21 protein-coding genes are annotated in these 20476 nt (G+C 58.9%); 6 read left to right on the top strand and 15 right to left on the bottom strand.

Going from position 1 to position 20476, the window contains the following annotated elements:
* The first annotated feature begins 73 nt into the window (after positions 1 to 73).
* A complete protein-coding gene (locus tag CWR52_RS05560; protein WP_104949075.1) occupies positions 74 to 796 on the top strand; it encodes an ABC transporter ATP-binding protein in 723 nt (240 codons plus the stop codon).
* Here CWR52_RS05560 and bioD read toward each other — a convergent pair.
* The 4 genes from bioD to bioB are packed head-to-tail and all read right to left on the bottom strand — an operon-like array spanning position 759 to position 4386.
* Positions 759 to 1460 carry a dethiobiotin synthase gene (gene bioD / locus CWR52_RS05565; protein ID WP_104949076.1) on the bottom strand — a complete coding sequence of 234 codons (702 nt, stop codon included), beginning with the start codon at positions 1458 to 1460 and terminating at the stop codon, positions 759 to 761. The two genes, CWR52_RS05560 and bioD, sit on opposite strands and share 38 nt — an antisense overlap.
* Positions 1453 to 2208: a malonyl-ACP O-methyltransferase BioC gene (bioC, locus tag CWR52_RS05570; RefSeq protein ID WP_104949077.1), complete on the bottom strand. Its 756-nt coding sequence runs from the start codon at positions 2206 to 2208 to the stop codon at positions 1453 to 1455. The genes bioD and bioC overlap by 8 nt, the downstream gene beginning before the upstream one ends.
* The gene (bioF, locus tag CWR52_RS05575) at positions 2192 to 3349 is read right to left on the bottom strand and encodes an 8-amino-7-oxononanoate synthase (RefSeq protein ID WP_104949078.1); all 1158 of its coding nucleotides are present in this window, start codon (positions 3347 to 3349) and stop codon (positions 2192 to 2194) included. The genes bioC and bioF overlap by 17 nt, the downstream gene beginning before the upstream one ends.
* The gene (gene bioB, locus CWR52_RS05580; RefSeq protein ID WP_008501133.1) at positions 3346 to 4386 is read right to left on the bottom strand and encodes a biotin synthase BioB; all 1041 of its coding nucleotides are present in this window, start codon (positions 4384 to 4386) and stop codon (positions 3346 to 3348) included. The genes bioF and bioB overlap by 4 nt, the downstream gene beginning before the upstream one ends.
* A gap of 86 nt (positions 4387 to 4472) precedes the next feature.
* Between bioB and bioA the strand changes: the two genes are divergently transcribed.
* Positions 4473 to 5762: an adenosylmethionine--8-amino-7-oxononanoate transaminase gene (bioA, locus tag CWR52_RS05585; protein ID WP_414650400.1), complete on the top strand. Its 1290-nt coding sequence runs from the start codon at positions 4473 to 4475 to the stop codon at positions 5760 to 5762.
* 48 nt (positions 5763 to 5810) lie between these two features.
* Positions 5811 to 6287, top strand: coding sequence for a kinase inhibitor (locus CWR52_RS05590; RefSeq protein WP_008501131.1), 477 nt, complete (start codon positions 5811 to 5813; stop codon positions 6285 to 6287).
* A gap of 83 nt (positions 6288 to 6370) precedes the next feature.
* Here CWR52_RS05590 and hutH read toward each other — a convergent pair whose 3' ends face one another.
* The 5 genes from hutH to hutI all read right to left on the bottom strand — a co-directional run bounded on the left by hutH (position 6371) and on the right by hutI (position 12615).
* Positions 6371 to 7891 carry a histidine ammonia-lyase gene (gene hutH, locus CWR52_RS05595; RefSeq protein ID WP_104949080.1) on the bottom strand — a complete coding sequence of 507 codons (1521 nt, stop codon included), beginning with the start codon at positions 7889 to 7891 and terminating at the stop codon, positions 6371 to 6373.
* Positions 7888 to 9576: a urocanate hydratase gene (hutU, locus tag CWR52_RS05600; RefSeq protein WP_063621199.1), complete on the bottom strand. Its 1689-nt coding sequence runs from the start codon at positions 9574 to 9576 to the stop codon at positions 7888 to 7890. Before hutU ends, hutH begins: the two co-directional genes overlap by 4 nt.
* Positions 9577 to 9702: 126 nt before the next feature.
* Complete coding sequence (locus tag CWR52_RS05605) at positions 9703 to 10437, bottom strand: histidine utilization repressor (RefSeq protein ID WP_104949081.1); 735 nt, start codon at positions 10435 to 10437, stop codon at positions 9703 to 9705.
* Between the two features lie 19 nt (positions 10438 to 10456).
* Complete coding sequence (gene hutG / locus CWR52_RS05610) at positions 10457 to 11395, bottom strand: formimidoylglutamase (RefSeq protein ID WP_104949082.1); 939 nt, start codon at positions 11393 to 11395, stop codon at positions 10457 to 10459.
* Positions 11392 to 12615, bottom strand: a complete 1224-nt coding sequence (hutI, locus tag CWR52_RS05615; protein ID WP_104949083.1) for an imidazolonepropionase — start codon at positions 12613 to 12615, stop codon at positions 11392 to 11394. The genes hutG and hutI overlap by 4 nt, the downstream gene beginning before the upstream one ends.
* 224 nt (positions 12616 to 12839) lie before the next feature.
* On the opposite strand from hutI, the gene CWR52_RS05620 reads away from it, so the two are divergent.
* Positions 12840 to 14123 (top strand): putative acyl-CoA thioester hydrolase, encoded by a 1284-nt coding sequence (locus CWR52_RS05620; RefSeq protein ID WP_104949084.1) that lies wholly within the window; start codon positions 12840 to 12842, stop codon positions 14121 to 14123.
* 55 nt (positions 14124 to 14178) lie between these two features.
* On the opposite strand, the gene tisB is transcribed toward CWR52_RS05620, so the two are convergent.
* Positions 14179 to 14268 (bottom strand): type I toxin-antitoxin system toxin TisB, encoded by a 90-nt coding sequence (gene tisB / locus CWR52_RS23550; RefSeq protein WP_023332440.1) that lies wholly within the window; start codon positions 14266 to 14268, stop codon positions 14179 to 14181.
* A 442-nt stretch (positions 14269 to 14710) separates the two neighbouring features.
* A complete protein-coding gene (gene pgl / locus CWR52_RS05630; protein ID WP_104949085.1) occupies positions 14711 to 15706 on the bottom strand; it encodes a 6-phosphogluconolactonase in 996 nt (331 codons plus the stop codon).
* A 140-nt stretch (positions 15707 to 15846) separates the two neighbouring features.
* Here pgl and CWR52_RS05635 point away from each other — a divergent pair, with 140 nt between their 5' ends.
* Positions 15847 to 16665: a pyridoxal phosphatase gene (locus tag CWR52_RS05635; protein ID WP_104949086.1), complete on the top strand. Its 819-nt coding sequence runs from the start codon at positions 15847 to 15849 to the stop codon at positions 16663 to 16665.
* Here CWR52_RS05635 and modC read toward each other — a convergent pair whose 3' ends face one another.
* The 4 genes from modC to CWR52_RS05655 form a co-directional block, all read right to left on the bottom strand.
* Positions 16666 to 17724 (bottom strand): molybdenum ABC transporter ATP-binding protein ModC, encoded by a 1059-nt coding sequence (gene modC / locus CWR52_RS05640; protein ID WP_023292995.1) that lies wholly within the window; start codon positions 17722 to 17724, stop codon positions 16666 to 16668.
* Between the two features lie 2 nt (positions 17725 to 17726).
* The gene (modB, locus tag CWR52_RS05645; protein ID WP_045909470.1) at positions 17727 to 18416 is read right to left on the bottom strand and encodes a molybdate ABC transporter permease subunit; all 690 of its coding nucleotides are present in this window, start codon (positions 18414 to 18416) and stop codon (positions 17727 to 17729) included.
* Positions 18416 to 19189: a molybdate ABC transporter substrate-binding protein gene (gene modA / locus CWR52_RS05650; protein ID WP_104949087.1), complete on the bottom strand. Its 774-nt coding sequence runs from the start codon at positions 19187 to 19189 to the stop codon at positions 18416 to 18418. The genes modB and modA overlap by 1 nt, the downstream gene beginning before the upstream one ends.
* Before the next feature lie 178 nt (positions 19190 to 19367).
* Complete coding sequence (locus tag CWR52_RS05655; protein WP_008501118.1) at positions 19368 to 19517, bottom strand: AcrZ family multidrug efflux pump-associated protein; 150 nt, start codon at positions 19515 to 19517, stop codon at positions 19368 to 19370.
* A 127-nt stretch (positions 19518 to 19644) separates the two neighbouring features.
* Between CWR52_RS05655 and modE the strand changes: the two genes are divergently transcribed.
* On the top strand, positions 19645 to 20433 hold the full coding sequence (gene modE, locus CWR52_RS05660; RefSeq protein WP_104949088.1) for a molybdenum-dependent transcriptional regulator: 789 nt from the start codon (positions 19645 to 19647) through the stop codon (positions 20431 to 20433).
* The last annotated feature ends 43 nt before the right edge of the window (positions 20434 to 20476 follow it).

Consider the following 20476-nt stretch of genomic DNA (forward strand, 5'->3'; position numbering starts at 1 on the left):
TTTCCGCTTTATGGCAGGGGTTTTGCAGATTCATCCACGAGCCACACCTACACACATTTTTAAGGAGAGAAAGATGTTGAGTCTGCGTGCAGTGAATCAGTTTTACGGAAGTCAACATACGCTATGGAATGTGGATTTAGATTTTCCGCAAGGGATGTGTACAGGCGTCGTTGGTCTGCCGGGTATGGGGAAAACCACCCTCATGAATTGCATCGCCGGGAAAGTGCCCGTCGAAAGCGGCAGCATCATCTGGTATGAGGCGGGCGCGCCGCCGCGTGATTTGCTCCACCCGCCGTCAGAACAGCGCTCCGGGCCGGGGATTGGCTATGTCTCGCAGGACAGGCGGATCTTCTCTCAGCTAACGATTGAAGAGAACCTGCATATCGCCATGCGGGCGACGGGGAAACCTAACCCGGAGGCGAAAAATGACGTTTACGACCTGTTTCCGGCGCTCTATGGGGTGCGGCAAACCCGCGCCAACACGCTCTCTCCGGACGACCAGTATCAGCTGGCGCTGGCTAATGCGCTGGTAAACCGCCCTCACCTGCTGATCCTCGATGAACCCCTGCACGGCGCGGGGCACAGCGTTGCCCAGAAGCTGGTGCAGCTGCTGGGGCGATTAAACCGGGAGCTGGGTATGACGGTGCTGTTAGCGGAGCAGCAGCTGTCGTTTATCCGTCGGGTGGCGGACCGTTTCTGTATGCTCTATCGCGGGCGTAACGTGGCGCAGGGCCACGTTAACGAACTGGATGATGAGCTTATCGCTCACTGGATGTCGCGGGAAGCAAAACGCTGAGATCGAGATAACGTCCGGTTTCGGCATTTTCCGCGCCGTCAGCAAGCCAGGGGATCTCCCCGAGGCACGGCGCGGGCAGGACGCGCCTGAGCGTCGCCAGATACTCCAGGTGTCGTTTACCCGGCGCAACCACGTCGTTGGCTATCCAGCCCGCCAGACGCAGTCCGGCCTGCTGTACGGCCTGCGCGGTCAACATGGCGTGATTGATACAGCCCAGCTTGACGCCGACGACAAGAATGACCGGAAGCTGCTCGGCCTGCACCCAGTCAGCAAACGTCTGCGTGTCTGAAAGCGGCGTAAACCAGCCGCCAGCCCCTTCCACCAGCACCCAGTCGGCCTGGCTTTCCAGCGTCCGCAATCCGACGGACAGCACGGCGAAATCAATCGGACGGCCTTCATCGGCGCTGACAATGTGCGGCGAGGTCGGCTCGGCAAAGGTGTACGGATTCACCGCGGAATAGGCGAGTTCACGCGTGCTGTTACGCTGGAGCGCCAGCGCGTCGGTGTTGCGTAACCCTTCCGCCGTCATCTCGCTGCCGGACGCCACGGGTTTATACCCGGCGGTGTTTTTCCCGAGCAGGCGTGCCGCCTGCAGCAGCGCCGAGCTGGCCACCGTTTTACCCACTTCTGTGTCCGTGCCGGTGACAAAATAACGTTCAGTCACGTTCGATAATCCCATGAAAAAGTTGATAGGAGAGCGGGAATTGACCCCGCTGCTGCGGCCAGGCCAGCTCAAGGCGCTGAAGCTGACCGCGGGTGAGCGGTTTTTTCTCGCGTCCGGTATGCAGGTGCGTGGCGCCGATGCCCTTCAGCGAACGCATGGCGCTGAACGCATCGCTAAAATTGAGCGTGATGGTCTGCACCACGCTACGAGCGCGCCAGCCTGCCAGCGCCTGCGTCACCTGTTCATGCGATAAAAACCGGTTAGCATGCGTCTGCTCATCCACCGCTTTCCAGGCCTGATTCAGCTCCGGCAGCGAACTTTCCAGCAAGGTAGTAAACGCCACCTTCCCGCCCGGTCGCGCCACGCGATAAAGCTCGCGCAAGGCCTGCGGCAGGCTGCTGCACCACTGGACTGCCAGATGGCTCCAGACCAGATCAAACTGCGCATCTGCCAGCGGGATCGCCTCGATATCGGCCAGCAGATAACGATCTGCTGCCTGCCGCTGGCGCGCCTCTTCCAGCATCTGTACTGAGAGATCGATAGCCGTCACCTGGCTTCCCGCTCCGCGCCAGTAGCGGCTGTTGCTGCCGGGACCACACCCGGCGTCAAGCACCTGGGGAAAACGGTTCTCGCCAAGCGTGGCCAGAAGCCCCTGCGCACTCAGACGCTGCAGCTCATCATGCTGCGAATAGCTCTGCGCGGCGCGGCCAAATGCCGCCGCGATGGCCTGCTTATTCACCGGCATCATGGAGCGCCTCCAGCAACGTCTCAATATCCTGTCGTTCATGCGCCGCCGTCAGGGTTAAGCGCAGCCGCGCCGTGCCCGGTGGTACTGTTGGCGGGCGGATGGCGGTCACCCACATGCCGCGCTGGCACAGCGCCTGTGCCAGGGCCAGCGCGCGGGCATTTTCACCGACAATCACCGGCTGGATAGCGCTCTGCGAATCGGTGCTGCGGAAGGGCAGCGCTGCGAGTCCCTGACGGAAGCGGACGATATGCTCTGCCAGACGCTGGCGACGCTCATCCCCTTCCGCGCTGCGGATGACTGCCAACGACGCCGACAGCGCCACGGCCTGCGCCGGAGGCATGCTGGTGCTGTAAATCAGGTGGCGGGCAAACTGCAGCAGATAGTCGGCGATAGATTCGCTGCACAGCACGGCGGCGCCGCTGACGCCAAAGCCTTTGCCAAAGGTGACAATCAGCAGTTCCGGCTTCACGTTTTGCTGATACGCGCTCCCGCGCCCTTCGTCGCCCATCACACCAGTGCCGTGGGCATCGTCCACCAGCAGCCAGGCATGCTGCCGCTTTGCGGCCTCGTGCAGCGCGGCAAGCGGCGCGCTGTCGCCGTCCATGCTGAACACCCCTTCCGTGACCGCCAGCTGTTGTCCTTCGCAGGGTTTATTCAGCAGCGCAGCAAGCTGTCCCGCATCGTTATGGGCAAAACGCCGCAGCTGCGCCGGGCTTAAATTTGCTGCCTCCAGCAGGGAGGCGTGGCTCAGGCGGTCGGCGACAATGCGGTCCGCCTTCCCCATCAGGGCCGTGATGACCGCCTGGTTGGCGGCAAAGCCGGAGATAAACAGCAGCGCGCGCGGGTAGCCGAGCCAGTCAGCCAGTTCCTCTTCCAGCGCCTGATGCGCCGTGGTGTATCCACTGACGTGTCCCGATCCGCCGCTGCCCACGCCAAACCGCTCCGCGCCCTGCTGCCAGGCGCGGATAATGGCCGGATGCTGGCTCAGCCCGAGATAGTCATTGCTGGAGAAATTGCAGAACCGCTGGCCTTCACGGGTAAGAAAACGACCCGCGCCGTTTTCCACCACCCTGCGAACGCGAAATGCCTCTGCCGCCCGACGGTCGTCAAGCGCAGAGTTGATACGTGCCTGCCAGGTCATACGGCTGCCGCGTTGTAGAACTGGTCGGTGTCGGCGTTGAAAATCTGCTGCTCCAGCTGCTGCTGTTGCTCGTTATCGCCCGTCAGCACCTCGGTCTGATGCGGGTTCAGCCCCAGCTTGCGGAACAGTTGAACGTCTTTGTCCTCTTCCGGGTTCGGCGTGGTCAGCAGCTTGCAGCCGTAGAAGATGGAGTTGGCGCCGGCCATAAAGCACATCGCCTGGGTCTGCTCGTTCATCTGCTCGCGGCCCGCTGAGAGGCGAACGTAAGACGTTGGCATCATGATACGCGCCACCGCGATGGTGCGGATAAAATCAAACGCATCCACGTCCTCGTTATCCGCCAGCGGCGTGCCCTTGACCTTCACCAGCATGTTGATTGGCACGCTTTCCGGCGGGGTCGGCAGGTTCGCCAGCTGCAGCAGCAGGCCCGCGCGGTCTTTCACCGTTTCGCCTAAGCCCACGATGCCGCCGGAGCAGACCTTGATCCCCGCATCACGCACTTTATCCAGCGTATCCAGACGCTCCTGGTAGGTACGCGTGGTGATGATATTGCCGTAAAATTCCGGCGAGGTGTCGAGGTTGTGGTTGTAGTAATCCAGCCCCGCGGCCGATAGGCGCTGCGCCTGCTCTTCGTTGAGCGTACCAAGGGTCATGCAGGCTTCGAGGCCCATCTCCTTCACGCCCTTCACCATCTGCTCCAGGTACGGCATGTCGCGATCGTGCGGGTTCTTCCACGCCGCGCCCATGCAGAAGCGGGTTGAGCCAGCGTTTTTCGCCTTGCGCGCGGAGTCGAGGACCTGCTCCACTTCCATCAGGCGCTCTGACTCCAGACCGGTTTTGTAGCGCGCACTCTGCGGGCAATATTTGCAGTCTTCGGGGCAGGCGCCGGTCTTGATCGACAGCAAGGTGCTGACCTGAACATGGCGGGGATCGAAGTGCTGACGATGCACCTGTTGGGCTTCGAACATCAGCTCAAGGAAAGGTTTGTTGAATAATTCAGTAACTTGCGACATCGTCCAGCGTGCGTGGTGAGCCATCGGGCTTCTCCAAAGGGTTTTGTTAATTTTCGGTTCGGTTTATACTCGTAAACCTAAAACTTTTCAAAATGGTTTACAAGTCGATTATGACCCAGGACGATCTCGCCTTCGACAAGCAGCATATCTGGCACCCTTACACCTCCACGACCCGCCCCCTTCCCGTTTATCCGGTGGCCTCCGCCCACGGCTGCGAGCTGCGCCTCGCCAGCGGCGAGCGGCTCGTTGACGGGATGTCTTCCTGGTGGGCGGCCATTCACGGGTACAACCACCCGCGCCTGAATGCGGCGATGAAGGCCCAGATTGACCAGATGTCGCACGTGATGTTTGGCGGGATCACCCATCAGCCCGCGGTGGATTTATGCCGCCGTCTGGTGGCGATGACGCCTGCATCGCTGGAGTGCGTCTTCCTGGCGGATTCCGGCTCCGTGGCGGTGGAAGTGGCGATGAAAATGGCGCTGCAGTACTGGCACGCTAAAGGCGAAACGCGCCAGCGTTTCCTCACCTTCCGCAACGGCTATCACGGGGATACCTTCGGAGCGATGTCGGTGTGCGATCCGGATAACTCCATGCACAGCCTGTGGAAGGGGTATCTGCCGGAAAACCTGTTCGCCCCTGCGCCGCAGAGCCGCTTCGACGGGGAGTGGAACGAGATGGACATGGTCGGCTTCGCGCGGCTGATGGCAGCACATCGTCACGAGATTGCTGCCGTCATTCTTGAACCGATCGTGCAGGGCGCGGGCGGAATGCGGATGTACCATCCGGAATGGTTGAGGCGTATTCGCAGGATGTGCGACCGCGAGGGCATTCTGCTGATTGCCGATGAGATTGCCACCGGCTTTGGCCGCACTGGCAAGCTGTTTGCCTGCGAGCATGCGGGTATCGCCCCGGATATTTTGTGTCTCGGCAAAGCGCTGACGGGCGGCACCATGACGCTCTCCGCCACGCTCACGACCCGCCAGTTGGCCGACACCATCAGCGACGGCGAAGCAGGCTGCTTTATGCACGGCCCGACGTTTATGGGTAACCCGCTGGCCTGCGCCGTGGCGAGTGAAAGCCTGGCGATTCTGGCGAGCGGCGAGTGGCAGGCGCAGGTTGCGGCGATTGAAGCGCAGCTGAAAGCGGAGCTGAGCGCCGCCTCGGGGACGAACTTCGTCGCGGACGTGCGCGTGCTGGGCGCCATCGGGGTGATTGAAACCATCCATCCGGTGAATATGGCAGCCCTGCAGCGCTTCTTTGTAGACCAGGGCGTGTGGGTACGGCCTTTCGGCAAGCTTATCTACCTGATGCCGCCGTACAGCATTACGCCGGAGCAGCTGCGTAAATTAACCGACGCGGTCGTAACAGCCGTTAACATTCCCGCGCATTTCACGATTTAACCCTATGCATTACACTTGCTGAACGAGCGATCAACGAGGGTAAACCGTATGAAAATCATCAGTAAAGATCTGCGCGACGGCGAAAAACTGCCGGAGCGTCACGTTTTTAACGGCATGGGTTATCAGGGAGACAATATCTCCCCGCACCTGGCGTGGGACGAGGTTCCGGCAGGCACCAAAAGCTTTGTCGTGACCTGCTACGACCCGGATGCGCCAACTGGCTCCGGCTGGTGGCACTGGATTGTGGCGAACCTGCCTGCCGACACGCGCGTACTACCGCAGGGTTCCGGTTCAGACCTGGTTGCCCTGCCTGAAGGTGCCATTCAGACGCGCACTGACTTTGGTAAAGCGGGCTACGGCGGCGCAGCGCCGCCAAAAGGGGAAACCCACCGCTATATCTTCACGGTGCACGCGCTGGATGTGGAGAAGATTGAGGTCGATGAAGGCGCGAGCGGCGCGATGGTCGGGTTTAACGTGCATTTCCATTCGCTCGGGAGCGCATCGATTACGGCGATGTATTCCTGAAAAAAGCCGGGTGGTGGCAACGCCTTACCCGGCCTGGATTTCTCATTCGTAGGCCCGGTAAGCGCAGCGCCACCGGGCAAAAATCACAGCACTGAAGGTAGCAGTCCTACAAGGCGTCCCTCTTCCAGAAGCTGCATCGCCTTATCAATATCCGGGGCAAAGAAGCGGTCGTCGTCGTAATGGGTGACGTGCTCGCGCAGCACCTGACGCGCCTGCTCCAGCAGCGGGCTGGATTTGAGCCCCTCACGCAGATCGATACCCTGACTCGCCGCCAGCCATTCCACCGCCAGCACGCCGCGGGTGTTGGAGGCCATTTCCCAGAGACGACGCCCGGCCGCCGGTGCCATCGAAACGTGATCTTCCTGATTCGCCGAGGTTGGCAGGCTGTCCACGCTGTGCGGATGCGACAGGGCTTTGTTCTCGCTTGCCAGCGCTGCGGCCGTCACCTGGGCAATCATAAAGCCCGAGTTGACCCCGCCGTTACGCACCAGGAACGGTGGCAGCTGGGACATATGTTTATCCATCATCAGCGCGATACGGCGCTCGGACAACGCGCCGACTTCGGCAATCGCCAGGGCGATATTATCCGCCGCCATCGCAACCGGCTCGGCGTGGAAGTTACCGCCGGAGACCACCTCGTTTTCCTGAGCGAACACCAGCGGGTTATCGGACACCGCGTTGGCCTCCACCAGCAGCACCTCCGCCGCCTGGCGCAGCTGCGTCAGGCACGCGCCCATCACCTGCGGCTGGCAGCGCAGGGAATACGGATCCTGCACCTTTTCACAGTTGTGGTGTGACTCCGCGATCTCGCTGGTGTCGGTAAGCACGTGACGGTACATCGCGGCAGCATCAATCTGCCCACGCTGACCGCGCACCTCGTGGATGCGGGCATCGAACGGGCGACGCGAGCCCAGTACCGCTTCGGTGGTCAGCGCACCGCACACCACCGCCGAGGCAAACAGATCTTCCGCTTCAAACAGGCCGCGCAGCGCGAAGGCGGTCGACGCCTGGGTGCCGTTCAGCAGCGCCAGCCCCTCTTTCGCCGCCAGCGTGATCGGCGTTAAGCTGGCTTTTTTCAGCGCCTCTTTCGCCGGAAGCCACTCCCCCTGCCAGCGCGCTTTGCCTTCACCCAGCAGCAGCAGCGACATGTGCGCCAGCGGTGCGAGATCGCCGGAGGCCCCGACGGAACCCTTCGCCGGGATCCACGGATAGACCTCTGCATTCACCAACGCCATCAGCGCCTGGATCACGCTCAGGCGGATGCCGGAGAAACCGCGCGCCAGGCTGTTGATTTTGAGCACCATCATCAGACGGACAATCTCATCGTCAAGCGGCTGGCCGACGCCCGCCGCGTGCGACAGCACCAGCGAACGCTGTAAGTTTTCCAGATCGTGCGTCGCGATGCGGGTCTGCGCCAGCAGCCCAAAGCCGGTGTTAATCCCGTAAGCCGTGCGCCCTTCGGCCACAATGGCTTCCACACAGGCCACGCTGTCGTTAATGGCGGCGTGGGCGCTTTCATCCAGCGAAAGGGTGACCGGCTGACGCCAGACGTTACGCAGCTGTTTGAGCGTCAGTGAGCCGGGAGTGAGGGTTAATGCGTTCATTCATGCTTTCCTTGTGTGGCAGGGATCATCGGCAGGTTAAGGCCCTGCTCTTTGGCACAGTCAATGGCAATCTCGTAACCCGCATCCGCGTGACGCATCACGCCGGTAGCCGGGTCGTTGTGGAGCACGCGAGCGATACGCGCGGCGGCTTCATCCGTTCCGTCACAGACAATAACCATCCCGGAATGCTGGGAGAAGCCCATCCCCACGCCGCCGCCGTGGTGCAGCGACACCCAGGTCGCGCCGCTGGCGGTATTGAGCAGGGCGTTCAGCAGCGGCCAGTCGGACACCGCATCCGAGCCGTCGCGCATGGCTTCCGTTTCACGGTTCGGGCTGGCAACGGAGCCGGAGTCCAGGTGGTCGCGGCCAATCACAATCGGCGCGGAGACTTCACCGCTGCGCACCATTTCGTTAAAGGCGAGGCCGAGTTTTTGACGCCACTCCAGCCCTACCCAGCAGATACGCGCTGGCAGGCCCTGGAAGTTAATGCGCTCGCGGGCCATGTCCAGCCAGTGGTGCAGGTGTTCGTCATCGGCGACGATCTCCTTCACTTTGGCGTCGGTTTTGTAGATATCTTCCGGGTCACCGGACAGGGCAACCCAGCGGAACGGTCCGATGCCGCGGCAGAACAGCGGACGGATATAGGCCGGAACGAAGCCGGGGAAATCGAAGGCGTTATTCACGCCCATCTCTTTCGCCATCTGGCGAATGTTGTTGCCGTAATCAAAGGTCGGAATACCCATCTGGCTGAAGGCCAGCATGGCGGAGACGTGCTCGGCCATGGAGCGTTTCGCGGCAAGCACCGTACCTTCCGGGTCGGTCTCCGCTTTTTGCTGATATTCTTCCCACGACCAGCCTTTTGGCAGGTAGCCGTGCAGCGGGTCATGGGCGCTGGTCTGGTCGGTGACCAGATCCGGACGCACGCCGCGGGCGACGAGTTCAGGAAGAATATCCGCCGCGTTGCCGCACAGGGCAATCGACACCGCTTTGCCTTCGGACGTGTATTTTTTGATGCGCGCCAGCGCGTCATCGAGATTCTCGGCCTGTTCGTCGACGTAACGGGTGCGCAGTCGGAAATCAATGCGGCTCTGCTGGCACTCAATGTTCAGGGAGCACGCGCCGGCCAGCGTGGCGGCCAGCGGCTGTGCGCCGCCCATGCCGCCCAGACCGGCGGTCAATACCCAGCGGCCTTTCAGCGAGCCGTTATAGTGCTGGCGACCGGCTTCCACGAAGGTTTCGTAGGTGCCCTGCACGATCCCCTGGCTGCCGATGTAGATCCAACTCCCGGCGGTCATCTGGCCATACATCGCCAGCCCTTTCGCGTCCAGTTCGTTGAAGTGTTCCCACGTTGCCCAGTGCGGCACGAGATTAGAGTTGGCGATCAGCACGCGCGGCGCGTTTTTGTGCGTTTTAAACACGCCCACCGGCTTGCCGGACTGCACCAGCAGGGTTTCGTCGTGTTCGAGTTCGGTCAGGGATTTTACAATTGCGTCATAGCATTCCCAGTTGCGCGCGGCGCGGCCTATGCCGCCGTAAACCACCAGCTCGTGGGGATTTTCCGCCACCTCCGGATCGAGGTTGTTCATCAACATGCGCAGCGGGGCTTCGGTGAGCCAGCTTTTGGCGGTAAGGGTGGTGCCGCGCGCGGCGCGGACATCCTGCTGGCGGTATTTACCTGACGACATTGTGTGCTCCTATACGGGACAGATGATGCATTTAGATATACTTGTATAGACAAGCACACACAAGGTCAGATTTAACAAAAAAGATACAATTTTGTTATATTGCGTTAGCGATCACGCTTATAAAACTTATGACATAAAGTGGCCCTGCAGCCGGTAACGGTTACCCGGGAAAAGCAGTCGGGCATGCGACACAATGTGCGACGAGGACCAGGTTCGACGGCGGATCAGCAGGCACGGGTCGTGCTCTTTAATGCGCAGCCGCTCGCACTCCTGCGGCGTGGCGCGCACGGCTTCCACAATGTGCTCCCCTTCCGTCAGCGGTGCGACAAGCGAAAGATAGGCATGCGGCGTGGTCTGGGTGTAATCCTGGTTCAGATAGTCCGGTATCCGTTCGGCGTTCACGCAGCGATCTTCAATCTGCACCGGAATATCGTTTTCGAAATGCACCATCACGGAGTGGAAGATGCGGCTTCCCTCTTTGACATTCAGCTCTACCGCCTGCTCGGCGCTGGCCTGGGTCTCTTCGAGCACCAGCACTTCACAGCGGTGCTGATGATTACGCGCGGCAATTTCGTCCGCAATACTGCGGATTTCAAACAGGGCGGATTGCCCTTTCGGTTCCGCCACAAACGTCCCAACGCCCTGCAAACGCACCAGAAGCCCTTCGTCGGTCAGCTCGCGCAGCGCGCGGTTGACGGTCATCCGGCTAAAGCCAAACTGCGCCACCAGATCGGCCTCCGAGGGAATGCGGTCGTGCGGCCGCCAGACGCCGGTGGCGATTTTTTCGCTGATCGCCTGCTTCACCTTTTCGTAGAAAGGTGCGGGAGAGCTCGACTGCGGCAGGGGTGAGCGTGAAAACATCGTGACTCCTTGAATAGTGTTATGCCCACCAGTGAGCAATTTGCCAGGCCAGGCGGGCGGCGAGCTTAGCGCCCTGCCCGTCCCGATCGTACTGCGGGTTAAACTCTACCAGATCGGCGGCCTGGAGCTTACCGCTACGGCAGATATGTTCGATGACGGGGAGGAGATCCAGTGCCGGTATGCCTAACGCAGCCGGGGCGGAAACGGCAGGCATTTCGCTGGCGGGCAGGACGTCCAGATCGATTGTCAGGTAGACGCGATCGGCCTGCGCCAGCACACTTTCCAGCGCGGACAGTGCATCGCGCCTGAAATGGAGATCCTCCACCAGCGTGACGTTCAGGCGTTCAGCCTCATCCCACAGCGCCTGCGTGTTCGCCGCCCGGCTCACGCCAAAGCAGGCGTACTGAAATGCCCGCCCGCGCTCATCGCAGTAGTGCGCCAGCTGGCGAAACGGCGTGCCGGACGTCGCCCGCTCGGCCTTGCGCAGATCGAGATGGGCATCAAGGTTGATGATGACAACCCGCTCGTTCGGGAACGCGTCCAGCACGCCCCGACCGTGTGCCCAGGCGGTTTCGTGCCCGCCGCCAAAGACCAGCGTGCGCATCCCGGAGCGCTGGCAGGCTGTCACGGCATCGCTTAACGTCTGCTGTGCCGCCTCAAGCTCGTCACCTTCAACGTAGACCGACCCCATATCCGCCAGCCGATCGTGTCCCTGATGGCTGGCCATATTCGCCAGCGCCTTTCGCAGCATATCTGGCGCCTGCACGGCACCGGGCCTGCCCTGATTGCGTTTTACCCCTGCATCACATTCAAAGCCTATCAGCGCAATGCCGGATGATAGCGGCTTGAACGCTCCCTGCTGCCGTATCGTCTGGAAAATGCGCGTTGCGTTGCTTGCCTCGGCGCTGTCATCGCGCCCCTGCCAGACCGTTTCGGCGACGGGCCGCCATAACCTCATACTGCCTCCCCACGGAAAATACGTTGATACAGCGGATTGCGTCCCGGCTCGTAGACCATCTCTACAGGATGATGCGCATCCCAGACGATAAAATCAGCGACAAACCCGGCCCGCAGCTGTCCGTGGGTTTCCCCGCGGCCCAGCGCCTGCGCGGCATGCCGCGTGACGCCAGCCCAGGCCTCTTCAGGCGTCAGGCCAAACTGGACGCAGGCCATGTTCATCGCCAGGTGCAGGCTCGCAAACGGGCTGGTACCGGGGTTATAGTCGGTCGCGACCGCCATCGGCACACCCTGTTTTCTGAGCTGTTCAACCGGCGGACGCTGGCGCTCCTGCAGAAAATAGAACGCGCCCGGCAACAGGACCGCAACCGTGCCGCTTTGCGCCATCGCCTGAACGCCTGCGTCGTCAAGATATTCGATATGATCGGCGGAGAGTCCTTTATACCGGCTGACCAGCGCCGCACCGCCCTGATTCGACAGCTGCTCGACGTGCCCTTTCACCGGGATACCGAGCGCAGTTGCCGCCTTAAAAAGGCGCTCGGTTTGCGACGGCGTAAAGCCGACGTTTTCGCAGAACACGTCTACTGATTCGTATAACTCTTTTTGCCACAGCGTGGGCAATATCTGATCACAGACCAGCGTGAGGTACGCATCCGGATCCTGTCGGTATTCCGGCGGAACCGCATGAGCCGCCAGCAGCGTTGGGCTGATATCAACCGGATTATTGAGGCTGAGCTGGCGCGCGACCTGCAGCATTTTCTCTTCGGCCTCGGCGTTGAGACCGTATCCGGATTTGATTTCAACCGTGGTGACACCTTCATTCATCAGACGCTGAAGTCGCTGCTGCGCCAGCTTAAGCAGGGTTTCGGGCGAGCTGCTGCGCGTCGCCGTCACGGTCGCGTTAATCCCGCCCCCCTGGGCGCTGATGGTTTGATAAGAGACGCCGTTCAGACGCTGCTCCCACTCCGCCGCGCGATCGCCGCCAAACACCAGGTGGGTATGGCAGTCGATCAGGCCAGGCGTGACCAGACGTCCCTGAAGATCGACACAGTGAGGGTGTCCGGGTGGAATATCAGGTTCAGGGATCACGGCCAGAATAGTGTGGCCGCGCACGACCAGGGCGTGTTGCTCTTTCAGGCCATAAGGCTCAGGTACGTCCGGCGCCATCGTAGCCAGCCGCGCATTTCGCCATATCACATCGTCGGGATGAATCTGCTGCATGGGCATTCCACTTGTCATGGGTTGTATAGACATTTATTTTCATCTGTTGTCTGCTGTCAACCGACTTTGCGGAAAATGTTATTTATTTGTGATCACTTACCCGCCGCCCCTGGGCTAAAAATGCAACTTTTACCCTTTTTATCTTCCCGTTTCGCTCAACTTAGTATAAAAAAGCAGGCTATTTCGTCTATCCCGTAAAGACTTGCATACCCAGGAGCTTCACCTTGAACATTTCCAGGATTTCCCGTCTGGCGTTAGCACTCGCCTTTGGCGTGACATTATCCGCATGCAGTTCAACCCCACCGGATCAGCGGCCTTCTGAGCAGGTCGCGCCCGGTACCGCCTCCCGCCCGATTTTGTCCGCTGATGAAGCGAAGAATTTCGACCGTGCGCACTACTTCTCGTCGATGGATCCTAACGCTGCGCCGTGGACCCCGTCTTCGATTAACCTGCCGAAACAGCCTGACTTCGTGGTTGGCCCGGCGGGTGCGCAGGGTGTGACGCATACTTCGATTCAGGCTGCGGTAGATGCGGCCATCACGAAACACAGCGCGTCTCGCCAGTACATCGCGATCCTGCCAGGGGATTATGAAGGCACCGTGTATGTTCCGGCGGCACCGGGCAGCATTACGCTTTACGGTCTGGGCGAAAAAGCGATCGACGTAAAAATTGGCCTGGCGATTGATTCCGAAATCGACAGCAACACCTGGCGTCACCTGGTGAACCCGGCCGGTAAATATATGCCGGGTAAACCGGCGTGGTACATGTTTGATAACTGCCAGAGCAAGCGTGCTGCCACCATTGGCGTGATGTGCTCTGCGGTGTTCTGGTCCCAGAATAACGGTCTGCAGCTGCAGAACCTGACCATCCAGAATACCCTGGGTGACAGCGTTGACGCCGGTAACCACCAGGCCGTCGCGCTGCGCAGCGATGGCGATAAAGTGCAGATTAACAACGTCAACATTCTGGGTCGTCAGAACACCTTCTTCGTGACCAACAGCGGTGTACAGAACACGCTGCAGAATAATCGTCTGACCCGTACGCTGGTGACCAACAGCTACGTTGAAGGTGATGTGGATTTGGTGTCCGGCCGCGGCGCGGTGGTATTTGATAACACCGATTTCCGCGTGGTGAACTCACGCACTCAGCAGGAAGGTTACGTGTTTGCTCCGGCAACCCAGTCGAACCTCTTCTTCGGATTCCTGGCCGTGAACAGCCGCTTCAACGCTGCCGGTGACGGCGTGGCGCAGCTGGGACGCTCCCTGGACGTGGACGCTGCGACCAACGGTCAGGTTGTGATCCGCGACAGCGTGATCAACGAAGGCTTCAACATGGCGAAACCGTGGGCGGATGCGGCGATCTCCAAACGTCCGTTCTCCGGCAATACCGGTGCGGTGGACGATAAAGGGAACGTGCAGCGTAACCTGAACGACGCTAACTTCAACCGCATGTGGGAGTACAACAACCGCGGTCTGGGTAGCAAAGTGGTTGCTGAGCCGAAGCAGTAATAAGATGAGAGTAAAAGGGGGAGTTTAATCCCCCTTTTTACTGCGACTGAATGCGTCAGGCTCCAAACTTAAGATACGCATCCAATAGTTGCATAATCGCAACCATGAGTTGCAGGAACAGAATTGCCCATTCCACACCGCTCATACGCCACTCCTTTGGTATAGAGCACTTCTCCCCTGATTTACCTTTCCGCTGCCTGTCATCAGAGGTGTGTTGGTTATGTTTTGATGTGCTCCGCAGTTTAGGCACTGTCGGCACCACCCGACAGCCAGGACTGAATACGGATCCTGAATTGCGGAACTGCAACACATCAAGCCAACGGACAGAATGATATCAAATCACTACTGTACATAAAAACAGATAAAATCAGTTTAGGAATTTATAAAGAAAATGCATCTAACCAACTGATTATTTTAAAAATAACAACCGATAATCATTCTATGTTCTTTGTCCTTCGTTGACGATGAATTTACTTCGCCTTGAGTCGACATTATGATGACCATGTTGGTTACGTTTTGATGTGCTCACCCGGCTACCACCGGGCATAAAAAAACCTCGCACTCGCGAGGTTTTTGTTTTAACCCGCTTAGTGAGCGTTAACCACCACCCACATCGGCCCCTGGCCTACGGCGTAGCGCCCTTTCTCTTCCAGCAGACCCTGCTCGCCTTTAATTTCATACAGCGCGATATGGTGGGATTTCTGCCCCGCCGCAATCAGGTATTTGCCGCTGTGATCGATATTAAAGCCGCGCGGCTGGGTTTCCGTCGGCTGGAAGCCTTCAACCGCCAGCACGCTGCCGTCTTCGGAAACGCTAAACACGGTAATCAGGCTGGAGGTACGGTCACAAGCGTACAGATGACGGCCATCTGGCGTAATGTGGATATCTGCCGCCCAGCGGGTGTCGGAGAAATCAGACGGCATCATGTCCAGCGTCTGCACGCACTCAATCTGACCGTTTGGATCTTTCAGTTCCCATACGTCCACAGAGCTGTTCAGTTCGTTGACCACGTAGGCGTACTGCTGGTTCGGATGGAAGACCATATGACGCGGGCCTGCACCTTCTACCGTCGTGACTTCAGCAGGACTCTGCGCCACCAGGTGCCCATCGTCGCTCAGGGTGAACAGGCAGATACGATCCTGCTTCAGCGCAGGCACCCACAGCGTGCGGTTATCCGGAGAGATATTCGCCGAGTGGCAGCCTTCAAGCCCTTCCACCACATCCACGGTTTCGACCGGAATGCCATCTTCAAGACGGGTTACGCTGACGCAGCCCGCGTTATAAGAGCCGCTGAAGACAAAGTTGCCTTTACGATCGGTTGAGATATGGGTTGGGCTGCCCGGCAACGGGGCTTCGGCAGTGTAAGTCAGCGCGCCGTCGTCCGGAGAGATGCGATAGGCCAGCACGCGGAACTCCGGGCGCACACCCACGTACAAGAAACGTTTATCCGGGCTGATAACCATCGGTTGCACCTGGCCTGGCACATCAACAACCTGAACCAGCGTGAGTGTCCCTTCGGTATTTAAACGCCAGACGTGGATCTGCTGGCTTTCAGGACTGGCGGTATAAACGGTTTGTTTCATGAATATTCACTCCTCACTGCGCATGAAAGTAGTTAACTTTTGACGGTGAATGCTGAATTGTCGACAGGAGTTTTGAAGCGTTCGCCTCTCGGTGTACCATCCCATCAAAACGTAAATTCAATATTAACCCGGAAAAACAAATGACCTCGCGTGTGATTGCTCTGGATTTAGACGGTACCTTACTGACGCCGCAAAAAACCCTTCTCCCCTCTTCTCTGGAAGCGCTTAAACGCGCACAGGAAGCGGGATATCAACTCCTTATCGTAACGGGTCGACATCACGTTGCCATTCACCCTTTTTATCAGGCACTGGCGTTAGATACACCTGCAATTTGTTGTAATGGCACTTATTTGTATGATTATCAGGCAAAAAAGGTTTTAGCCTCCGACCCGCTGCCGGTTACCCAGGCGCTGCAACTGATTGATCTGCTGGATGAGCATGCCATTCACGGCCTGATGTACGTGGATAACGCGATGGTGTACGAGCGCCCAACCGGCCACGTGGTGCGCACCAGCAACTGGGCGTTGTCCCTGCCTGAAGCGCAGCGTCCGGTCTTTACTCAGGTATCTTCCCTGCGTCAGGCAGCCCAGGACGTTGAGGCTATCTGGAAATTCGCCCTGACGGATGAAGACACGACCAAACTGAATGCCTTCGCGAAACACGTGGAACAGACGCTGGGTCTGGAGTGCGAATGGTCCTGGCACGATCAGGTGGATATTGCCCGCAAAGGCAACAGCAAAGGCAAGCGTCTGACGCAGTATGTGGAATCGCAGGGCTGGTCAATGCAGGACGCGATCGCCTTCGGCGACAACTACAACGACATCAGCATGCTGGAAGCCGTCGGTACGGGCGTGGCGATGGGCAATGCCGACGACGCGGTAAAAGCGCGCGCTAACGTGGTGATTGGCGACAACACCACCGACAGCATCGCGCAGTACATTTATACCCACCTGCTGTAATCAGGCGGTGATCGAGACGCTCTTGATTTGCGCGTAGAGCCACAGGCCAGGTTTGATCCCTAACTCATCCCTGGCCCACGGGCTGATACGCGCCCAGAGCGTTCTGCTTCCCACCTCGAGCTTCACTTCCACCTGGCCGTTATCATCAAAACACTCCGCGACTTTGGCGCGCAGGATATTTCGAATACTGGTTTGCAGCGGCGGCTGCAGCACCAGCGAAACGTCAGATGCCTGAATACGAATACGCAGCGCGGACTGTAATGGCTTGTCGATCTTATTGACCCACAGGTGCTGATCGCCCAGCGCCAGCGCCGTCATCGCGTAGTGCGGGTGGTGTTCCAGCACGCTCACTTTCAGGATGCTGCTCTGCTGCTCCCGGGGTAACCACGGGTGCATGACGCTGCTGCCCCAGACCTCTTCCAGGTTGCCAAACGCCTTAACGCTGCCCTCTTCCAGCACCAGCACTTTGTCGGCCAGATGCAGGATCTCATCCAGCGAATGGCTGACGTAGAGCATTGGAATATTAATTTCCCGCGTCAGGCGCTGCAGGTAGGGCAGGAGCTCACGTTTGCGCGGAATATCCAGCGAGGCCAGCGGTTCGTCGAGCAGCAGCAGTTCGGGTGCGGTCAGCAACGCGCGGCCAATGGCCACGCGCTGTTTTTCTCCGCCGGAAAGCGATGAGGGTAATCTGTCGAGCAGTGGCTCAATGCCTAACAGCGTCACCAGTTTATCAAACTGCCCGGCCATGCTTTTCGCCATGCCGTAACGCAGGTTGCCGCGCACGCTGTAATGCGGGAATAAGCGCGCGTCCTGGAAAACATAGCCGATGCGGCGTTTATCCGGCGACAGATACACCTTGTTTTCCACGTCATTCAGAACGCGGTTATTCAATACAATCCGTCCTGACTGCGGGCGCGTCAGGCCGCTGATGGCATTTATCAGCGACGTTTTTCCCGCCCCCGACACGCCGAAAATGGCGGTGATACCGCTTGCAGGCAGCGTCTCGTTAAGCGTCAGGGTATGGTTTCCCAGCGTCTGAGTGAAATTCAGTTCCAGCATGCTTATTTCCCCATCCGCTCACGGCTGAGCCGCGCCAGCCATTCCGACACCAGCAGCGATACCAGGGCTAATACGATTGAGATGATACACAGCCGCGCCGCCGCGCCTTCACCGCCCGGCGTTTGAATCAGGGTATACATGGCCGAGGGAATGGTTCGCGTCTCGCCAGGGATGTTCGACACAAACGTGATCGTCGCGCCAAACTCGCCCAGCGAGCGGGCGAAGGCCAGCACCGTCCCGACAATAATGCCGGGTAACGTCAGGGGAAGCGTGATGGTGAAAAAGACGCGCCAGCGCCCGGCACCCAGCGTACGCGCCGCCTGTTCGAGCTTCATGTCCACGCCTTCCAGCGCGAGGCGGATCGCCCTCACCATCAGCGGGAATGACATTACCGCTGCCGCCAGTACCGCACCGCGCCAGCTAAACGCAAACGTCAGCCCAAACCAGTCGTAGAGCTTCTCGCCGATAAAACCGCGCCGCCCCATCGAAACCAGCAGCAGATAACCGACCACCACGGGCGGCAACACGAGCGGAAGATGAAGCACGCTGTCGAGCAGCGCTTTACCGGGAAACTGACAGCGAACCAGTAACCAGGCAAAGAAGATCCCAAAGGGCAAACTCAGCGCAACCGCCAGGGAAGAGACTTTAAGGCTCAGCAGAACAGCCTGCCATTCAGGATCGGTCAATATCATCAGTGAGTCGTAAATCCGTAACGTTTAAAGATTGCGGACGCTTCCGGCCCCGTCAGATAATCGCGGAAGGCCGTCACGGTCGCATTTTTATGTCCATCAACAATCGCAACAGGATATTCCACTTTCTTGTGGGAGTCTTCCGGGAACGTTGCCACCACTTTCACACCTTTACTGGCTACGGCATCAGAGCCATACACAATGCCCAGCGGGGCTTCGTTGCGTTCCACCAGCGCCAGCGCGCCGCGGACATCTTCCGCCGGAGCCAGCTTCGGCGACAATGTCTCCCACGCGCCCAGCTTTTGCAGCGCTTCTTTGGCGTAGATCCCGGCCGGAACGTGCTCCGGATCGCCCACCGCCAGACGCCCGCCGTTCAGCAGACTTATCCAGTGGGTCTCTTTGTTGATGGTGAAGTCAGCCTGCGCGCTGGCTTTTGGCGCCACGACAACCAGGCTATTCCCCAGCAGCGTTTCGCGGGTTGCCGCCTCAATCGCTTTCTTCTCCACCGCGTAATCCATCCACTTCTGATCGGCAGAGATGAACAGATCCGCTGGTGCGCCCGCTTCTATCTGGCGCGCCAGCGTCGAGGAAGAGGCAAACGAGGAGACCACCTCGACGTTTTTCTCTTTTTTATACGCCGCCGCGATATCCTGCAGCGCGTTGGTCAGCGACGCCGCCGCAAAGACCGTGATTTTACCGTCGTCCGCCAGCGCGTGGCCGGTAAGTGAAAGCGTCAGCGTTGCCCCTGCGAAAAGGCGTACCCAGGTACGTGTCATTTTTAACTCCTGTGAGTATCGTTATATACACATCAATATAACGGTAACGTCAGGGAGATCCCAGCGTTAAATCGTACCGCTGAAGAGGTAAACCGGTGTGATACGTTAAATATTATCGGCGAAAACGGGAAAATCTTGAGAGCAAAACGCCCGGGCAAGCCGGGCGTTTTGGGGGGAATCAATGCTGCTTTTTAGCCTGGTCTCTGTGACCAATGTTCGAAAAGACGTTGAACACTTCACCCAGGCCGTAGATGGCACCGAGGATGATGGCCATCACTACTGGTACCATGATCACGGCGAATACCAGACTTTTCAACAACTCTAACATGGTTTTCTCCAGATATTGTGAATAGCGTATTCTACCCTTTCAACTGAGAAAAACATCCCCTTTTGTGCGGTACCCTTTGCGCCCTGCACCATTTGGGTCACAATACCCTTTTTGCCAGGACACTGTTATGCAGGCCGAAATTCTTCTCACACTCCGACTTCAGCAAAAGCTTTTCGCCGATCCGCGACGTATCGCCCTGCTTAAACAAATAGAACAAACAGGCTCAATTAGCCAGGGGGCGAAAAACGCGGGCATCAGCTACAAAAGCGCCTGGGACGCCATCAACGAAATGAACACCCTGAGCGAACAGCCGCTGGTGGACAGAGCCACGGGCGGCAAAGGTGGCGGCGGTGCGATCGTGACGCGTTATGGACAGCGCCTGATTCAGCTTTACGAGCTGCTGGCCCAGATTCAGCAAAAAGCGTTCGATGTGTTAAGCGATGACGATAACGTGCCACTGGACAGTCTGCTGGCCGCCATTTCCCGCTTCTCGCTACAAACCAGCGCCCGTAACCAGTGGTTTGGAACGGTGACGGCGCGCGATAATCTGCAGATACAGGAGCATATTGAGATCCTGCTTGCCGATGGCACCACCCGCCTGAAAGCCGCCATAACGGCGCAAAGCGCGGAACGTCTTGAACTGGATGAAGGTAAAGAGGTGCTGGTGCTGCTGAAGGCGCCGTGGGTCACTATCACGCGCGATCCCGATGCGGCAAAGGCAGCAGATAACCAGCTGAAGGGCACCATCAGCCACATCGAACGCGGCCAGGCGCAGTGCGAAGTGCTCATGACCCTGGCAGACGGGCAACCGCTTTGCGCGACCCTACCGCTCAGCGAGTCGGACGGCTTAGAAGAAGGTGCTATCGTCACCGCGTATTTCAACGCGGACAGGGTGATTATCGCCACTTTGTGCTGAGCGCATTGACAATCGTACCGACAGTGCGTATCCCTGATATCTG

It is taken from the genome of Enterobacter sp. SGAir0187, assembly GCF_002952735.2.
Taxonomy (GTDB): Bacteria; Pseudomonadota; Gammaproteobacteria; order Enterobacterales; family Enterobacteriaceae; genus Enterobacter; species Enterobacter quasiroggenkampii.